Origin of the sequence: Uniformispora flossi (assembly GCF_049534875.1) — a bacterium.
GTDB classification, from domain to species: Bacteria; Actinomycetota; Actinomycetes; order Streptomycetales; family Streptomycetaceae; genus Yinghuangia; species Yinghuangia aomiensis.
In genome coordinates this window covers 166,604-172,864 of the sequence record NZ_JBMULZ010000020.1, presented here as the reverse complement: position 1 = coordinate 172,864, position 6,261 = coordinate 166,604, and the positions used below count along the sequence as shown (strand labels likewise).

General features: G+C 69.9%; 7 protein-coding genes. 6 read left to right on the top strand and 1 reads right to left on the bottom strand.

What is annotated here, in order from left to right; all coding sequences use genetic code 11:
- Nucleotides 1-60: 60 nt before the first annotated feature.
- On the bottom strand, nt 61-1,056 hold the full coding sequence (locus tag ACPA54_RS32720) for a maleylpyruvate isomerase family mycothiol-dependent enzyme (protein ID WP_423535238.1): 996 nt from the start codon (nt 1,054-1,056) through the stop codon (nt 61-63).
- A 313-nt stretch (nt 1,057-1,369) separates the two neighbouring features.
- Here ACPA54_RS32720 and ACPA54_RS32715 point away from each other — a divergent pair, with 313 nt between their 5' ends.
- From ACPA54_RS32715 to ACPA54_RS32690, 6 genes are all read left to right on the top strand, one after another.
- Nucleotides 1,370-1,828 (top strand): peroxiredoxin, encoded by a 459-nt coding sequence (locus tag ACPA54_RS32715; RefSeq protein ID WP_423535236.1) that lies wholly within the window; start codon nt 1,370-1,372, stop codon nt 1,826-1,828.
- Nucleotides 1,829-2,176: 348 nt separating this feature from the next.
- Entirely contained in the window at nt 2,177-2,752 is a 576-nt protein-coding gene (locus ACPA54_RS32710) for a TerD family protein (RefSeq protein ID WP_345673330.1), read from the top strand.
- A gap of 294 nt (nt 2,753-3,046) precedes the next feature.
- Nucleotides 3,047-3,625, top strand: coding sequence for a TerD family protein (locus ACPA54_RS32705; protein WP_423535233.1), 579 nt, complete (start codon nt 3,047-3,049; stop codon nt 3,623-3,625).
- A gap of 122 nt (nt 3,626-3,747) precedes the next feature.
- The gene (locus tag ACPA54_RS32700) at nt 3,748-4,878 is read left to right on the top strand and encodes a DUF475 domain-containing protein (RefSeq protein ID WP_423535231.1); all 1,131 of its coding nucleotides are present in this window, start codon (nt 3,748-3,750) and stop codon (nt 4,876-4,878) included.
- A 188-nt stretch (nt 4,879-5,066) separates the two neighbouring features.
- Nucleotides 5,067-5,756, top strand: a complete 690-nt coding sequence (locus tag ACPA54_RS32695; protein WP_345673333.1) for a TerD family protein — start codon at nt 5,067-5,069, stop codon at nt 5,754-5,756.
- A gap of 98 nt (nt 5,757-5,854) precedes the next feature.
- On the top strand, nt 5,855-6,223 hold the full coding sequence (locus ACPA54_RS32690; protein ID WP_423535229.1) for a DUF4180 domain-containing protein: 369 nt from the start codon (nt 5,855-5,857) through the stop codon (nt 6,221-6,223).
- Nucleotides 6,224-6,261 lie beyond the last annotated feature (38 nt).

Sequence of the window (6,261 nt, the reverse complement as noted above, 5' to 3'; positions counted from 1 at the left end):
GCTTTAGTTGTGTTTTCGCGAGAGGGCCTCGTCGCATGCCGGCGGCCGGCCCGGGGCGGGTCAGCGCTGCAGGCGGCTTATCGTGCGCCCTATGCCGCCGAGCCAGCCGGCCGCGACCCGCAGCGCGGGGCCGCCGGGCAGGCCGGGGACGTGGTCGAGCAGCGGCGCCAAGGCCAGCAGGCCGGCCAGGTTGTCCAGCCGCAGGTCGCGTTTGACCAGCAGCGGCGGCACCGCCCGGCGGCCCGCCGATGCGTCCAGCAGCAGCGCGGTGGACGCGCCGCGGACGGCCGGTATGCCGCGCTCGTCGGCGGCGACCCGGCGGACCGTCCAGCCGTCCGCGGACGCGACGAACGCCCAGCCGCCGTCCGGGTCGGCCAGCGCGGTGTCGGCGGCGACGCCGTGCCGGGCGGCCAGCGCGCCGGTGATGTCGGCGAGCGCGAGCAGCCCGGCGTCGAGCAGTGCGGGGTCCGGCTTCGCAGCGCCGCAGGGCGCCAAGTCGAGGGCGTGTACGGCCAGTTCGTAGGCGATCGCGCCGAGCTGGGTGAGCAGCGGGACGGGGCCGACCTGCGAACCGGTGGGGGTGGTGCCGAGCCCGGGGTCGGCGGCGACGGCGGCGAAGGCGTCGTCGATGCGGGCGCGTCCGGCGTCGAGCGCGGCGAGCAGGTCGTCCCGGGTCGCGTCGCGGTGGGCGGCGATCAGCGCGGCGTTGGCGGCGTCCTGGTCGAGCGGCTCGGCCGCGGTGGCGCGTTCCCCGCGGGCCTCGGCAAGGAGCCGGGTGAGGAGCGGTTCCTCCGGCCAGGAGGCGAGGTGCGCGACGACGTCCCGGCCGGTCCAGCCGGGCAGCCGCGACGGCGCGTCCGGGTCGGCGGCCGCGGCGGTGCGGCGGAAGGCGTCCCACGCGGCGAGCGCGCGCTCGCGCTGCTCGCCGAGCGGCAGATCGGCCGCGCCACGCGGGCCCTGGCCGGCGGGGGCCGGGCGGTCGGGGCCGGGGTGCGCGGCGGCGGCGCCGGGCTCGTCGTCGGCGGCGGCGTCGTGCGGGTGAGCGGTCGCGGGCATGCCCCCCATCCTTCCCTGGACAATTCCGAGCCAAGCGGGCCCCACCCGAACACCGCCCGCCCGCGCGCACCCTCCCACCGTCCGCGCGATCACCCGCCACGGCCCACGGGCCGCCCGATCGCCGGAGGCCCGGCCCTCCGTCCCCGCCCGGGTCGCCCGACACCGGCCGTCCTCCCGGCCGAGTGCCCGTCAGGTGGTCACCCGTGCGGGCCGGTGTGGGGCTGGTGCCAGACTGTGGGCGTGAAGCCCCTTCCGGGGCGCGACACCGTCACATCGCAGCGGTTGGAAATCCGCAGGTCGAAAGGACCGCACCATGGCCGTCGAGATCGGCAGCAAGGCCCCCGACTTCGAGCTGAAGAACCAGCACGGCGAGGTCGTCAAGCTCTCCGACTTCCAGGGCAGCAAGAACGTCGTCCTGCTCTTCTACCCGTTCTCCTTCACCGGCGTGTGCACCGGCGAGCTGTGCGCGCTGCGCGACGAGCTGCCGACCTTCGTCAACGACGACGCCCAGCTCCTCGCGGTGTCCTGCGACTCTATGTTCACCCAGAAGGTGTTCGCCGAGCGCGAAGGCCTGGAGTACCCGGTGCTGTCGGACTTCTGGCCGCACGGCGAGGTCGCCAAGGCCTACGGCGTGTTCAACGAGGAGAAGGGCTGCGCGGTCCGCGGCACCTTCATCATCGACAAGGAAGGCACGGTCCGCTGGACCGTCGTCAACGCGCTGCCGGACGCGCGCGACCTGAACGAGTACGTCAAGGCGCTCGGCTCCATCTGACCTCCCTGACCTCTCCGGCCTCCCTGACCTCTCCGGCCTCTCCGGCCTCTCCGGCCTCTCCGGCCTCTCCGGCCTCTCCGGCCTTTCCGACCGCTCCGGTCGCGCAGGTCTCCCGCCGTGCCCGGTCCGGTGCCCCCCGAGGCGCCGGCCCGGGCACGGCGTTTTCACGGCCCGTTCGGGGGCAGGTGCAGGAACGATTGGCCGCGCGGAAATGTTCGCCCGCGCGACACCCGTCAGATCACAACGGCACCAGGAACTCGTGACTAGGATCGGATCGTTGTCCAGCCGTATACGGCAAATCCCGGAGCATCGCCGCCGCGGCGGTCTCCACGAACTTATGGAGGACTCGTGGGAGTCAGCCTGAGCAAGGGCGGCAACGTCTCCCTGACCAAGGAGGCCCCGGGCCTGACGGCCGTTCTGGTCGGCCTGGGCTGGGACGTTCGCACGACCACCGGCACGGACTTCGACCTGGACGCAAGCGCGATCCTGCTCAACAACACGGGCAAGGTCGCCTCGGACAGCAACTTCGTGTTCTTCAACAACCTCAAGAGCCCCGACGGCTCGGTGGAGCACACGGGCGACAACCTCACCGGTGAGGGCGAGGGCGACGACGAGGCGATCAAGGTCAACCTCGCGGGTGTCCCGACCGAGATCGAGCGCATCGTGTTCCCGGTGTCGATCTACGACGCGGAGACCCGCCAGCAGTCGTTCGGCCAGGTCCGCAACGCGTTCATCCGCATCGTCAACCAGGCGGACAACAACGAGCTGGCGCGGTACGACCTCACCGAGGACGCGTCGACCGAGACCGCGATGGTCTTCGGCGAGCTGTACCGCAACGGCGCGGAGTGGAAGTTCCGCGCGGTCGGCCAGGGCTACGCCTCGGGCTTGCGCGGCATCGCGCAGGACTTCGGCGTCAACGTCTGACGTCCGCCGGATCGCGGCGCCGCACGGTGCCGCAGCACAATTGCAAGGTGACGCCCGCCGGCCGTGCGCCGGCGGGCGTCTTGCTTTCTTCCGTCGATTACCGCAATTCCGTATCGATTTCGTAGCGCGATTGCGCAACACCGCAACTATGCCGTCCGATGGCAAAGGCGTTCGCGTGCGGCGCCGGCCGGAATGCCGGTTGGGGGAAATCCCTTGAGCCGGGACGGGGTCGAGACGCGGTGCGGGGCGTCTGACTAGGCTTCGATCGGGGACCAAGCGAAGCAGGAGGAACACATGGGGGTCACCCTCGCAAAGGGCGGCAATGTCTCGCTGACGAAGGCCGCGCCGAACCTGACGACGGTGTTGGTCGGTCTCGGCTGGGACGCGCGCGCGACCACGGGTGCGGCATTCGACCTCGATGCCAGCGCCCTGCTGTGCGGCGGCGCCGGAAAGGTGCTCGGGGACGACTACTTCGTTTTCTACAACAACCTCAAGAGCCCCGAAGGCGCCGTGGAACACACGGGCGACAACCTCACCGGCGAGGGCGAAGGCGACGACGAGACGATCATGGTCGACCTCACGCTCGTGCCCGCGGGCGTGGAGAAGGTCGTGTTCCCCGTCTCGATCTACGACGCCGAGAACCGGGGGCAGACGTTCGGGCAGGTGCGCAACGCGTACATCCGCATCGTGAACCAGGCGGACGGGAACGAGCTTGCGCGATATGACCTGACGGAAGATGCGTCAAGCGAGACTGCCATGATCTTTGGAGAACTTTACCGATACCAGGGAGAATGGAAGTTCCGCGCGGTCGGCCAGGGGTACGCTTCGGGGCTGCGGGGGATCGCTCTCGACTTCGGCGTCAGCGTTCAGTGACGACCAGTCAGGGCCGGTCACCCCGGTGACCGGCCCATAGTCGTTTCAGGGGGGCAGTACCCCGGCGCCACCCGTCCTTCCGTTCTTCCTGCCCGACAACCCGAGAAAGGGACCATCCCTCCGTGTTGCTCCGTACCTTCGGCTGGTCATTCGCCGTGACCTTGGCGGGATTGGCCGTCGCCTTCATCTTCTGGGGGGCGGAAGGATTCGGCGTCGTCCTGATCCTGTCCATCCTGGAGATCTCGTTGTCCTTCGACAACGCGGTCGTCAACGCCACGATCCTCAAGAAGATGAACGCCTTCTGGCAGAAGATCTTCTTGACGGTGGGCGTGCTCATCGCGGTCTTCGGCATGCGGCTGGTGTTCCCGCTGGCCATCGTCAGCCTGACCGCGTCGCTGAATCCCATGGACGTCATCGATCTCGCGTTCCACGAGAACAAGATGATCGACGGCTTGACGTATGCCGACTACCTGCACGACGCGCATCCCGCGATCGCGGCGTTCGGCGGCATCTTCCTGCTGATGATCTTCCTGGACTTCATGCTCGACGACCGCGAGCACAACTGGATCGCCCCGGTCGAGCGGTTCACCGCGCGGCTCGGCAAGTTCGAGGTGCTGTCCACCCTCATCGCCCTGGTCGGCCTGGTCCTCGCCGCGCAGCACCTGGCGCCGGAGGGCAAGGAGGGCACCGTGATGGTGGCCGGTGTCCTCGGCCTCATCGCGTACCTGGGCGTCGGCGGACTGTCCGACTACTTCGAGTCGCACGGGGTCGGCGCGGACGACGACGAGGACGAGGCGGAGGAGGGCGCCAAGTCCGGCAGCGCCAAGCCGCTCGTGCTGGCGTCCGGCAAGGCCGCGTTCTTCATGTTCCTCTACCTCGAGGTCCTCGACGCGTCGTTCTCCTTCGACGGCGTCGTCGGCGCGTTCGCGATCACCCAGGACCTGCTGTGGATCACGCTGGGCCTCGGCATCGGCGCGATGTACATCCGGTCGCTCACCGTCTACCTGGTGCGCCAGGGCACGCTGGACGACTACGTGTACCTGGAGCACGGCGCGCACTACGCGATCGGCGCGCTGGCGGGCATCCTGGTCTTCTCGATCAAGTGGGAGGTCCCGGAGATCGTCACCGGCCTCGTCGGTGTCGGCTTCATCGGCATCGCGCTGATCTCGTCGATCATGCGCAACCGCCGGATCGGCCACATCCCCGGGCAGAACGGGCAGGGCAGCGAGCCATCGGTGGAAGCCAAGGTCTGAGCAACAGGCTGAACCCGTCCGAACCCCCCCGAAAAGGGGCGGAATCGGGTGCGGAGCGAAACCGGCCGTACCGCGCGCGTGTCTCACCAGGCACCGCGCGGTACGGCTATTTTTGTGTCAGCTGTGCCGGCACGGTGACCGGGCGCCGTCGGCGCCCGGCGCCGGCCGGCCGAGGCGGGGAGGGCACGATGCCGTTGTTCGGACGGTCGCAAGGCGGACTGATCGGCGAGCCGGACACCGGCAGCCACAAGGTCACCCTGACCCGGACCACCCCCGAGGTGTCGCTGACCCGCCAGGGTTCGGCGACCGGCACGCTCCGCGTCAACCTGCACTGGAACCAGCACTACGAAGAGGCCCCGGGCCGCCCGCGCGGCGGACTGTTCCGCCCGCTCGAGGTCCAGGCGCCGCCGCTGCCGCAGAAGATCGACCTCGACCTCGGCTGCATGTGGGAACTCGCGGACGGCTCCAAAGGCGTCGTGCAGGCGCTCGGCAACCTCTACGGCGACTTCAACGCGACCCCGTTCGTCCGCCTCGACCACGACGACCGCACCGGCTCGGCCTCCGGCGAGACGATGTTCATCAACCTCGACCAGTGGCGGCTCATGAAGCGGCTGCTGATCTTCGTCTACATCTACGACGGGACGCCCGCCTTCGACCAGGCCAACGGCGTCGTGAGCCTCTTCCCGAACGCCGGCCGCCCCATCGAAGTCCGCCTCGACGAACGCTCGTCCGGCGCCAAGACCTGCGCGGTCGCCCTGGTGGAGAACCACGGCGACGACGTCACCGTGCGCCGCGTGGTGCGCTATCTCGACGGGTTCCAGGCCGAACTGGACCGGGCGTTCGGGTGGGGGCTGGTCTGGGCGCGGGGCTACAAGTAAATGCCGCGCGGCCGGTGACGGCGCGTTCCTAGACTGCCGAGCGAACCACTGCAGCACGCAAGCAGGCAGGCAAGCAGGCAGGTAGGAAGGAACGCGTCATGGCCGACACCGTGGAGGACTTCGGCGGCACCCCCGTCTTCGTGTGCGACCCCGCGGGAGAACCGGTGCGCGGCGAGCAGGACGCCACGGACCTGATCGGCAACGCGTACTACCAGGGCGCGTCCTGGGTCGCGGTGCCCGCGGAACGCCTCGGCGACGACTTCTTCCGGCTGAGCACCAAGGTCGCCGGCGGGATCGTGCAGAAGTTCGCCAACTACCGCATGGGCTTGGCGGTGCTCGGCGACATCGACCGGCACGTCGCGGGGAGCACGGCGCTGCGCGACTTCGTGGCGGAGAGCAACCGCGGCCGCCAGCTGTGGTTCCTCCGGGATGCGGAAGCGCTGCGCGGCAAGCTGGCGGGGGAGTAGCGGCACTCTCGGCAAGCACCACCGGCCGAGCCCGGGCG

Excerpts from the sequence above, each read along its gene's own strand:
- ACPA54_RS32690 (WP_423535229.1), top strand. The coding sequence starts at position 5,855 with ATGGCCGACACCGTGGAGGACTTCGGCGGCACCCCCGTCTTCGTGTGC.
- ACPA54_RS32715 (WP_423535236.1), top strand. The coding sequence starts at position 1,370 with ATGGCCGTCGAGATCGGCAGCAAGGCCCCCGACTTCGAGCTGAAGAAC.
- ACPA54_RS32695 (WP_345673333.1), top strand. The coding sequence starts at position 5,067 with ATGCCGTTGTTCGGACGGTCGCAAGGCGGACTGATCGGCGAGCCGGAC.
- ACPA54_RS32720 (WP_423535238.1), bottom strand. The coding sequence starts at position 1,056 with ATGCCCGCGACCGCTCACCCGCACGACGCCGCCGCCGACGACGAGCCC.
- ACPA54_RS32705 (WP_423535233.1), top strand. The coding sequence starts at position 3,047 with ATGGGGGTCACCCTCGCAAAGGGCGGCAATGTCTCGCTGACGAAGGCC.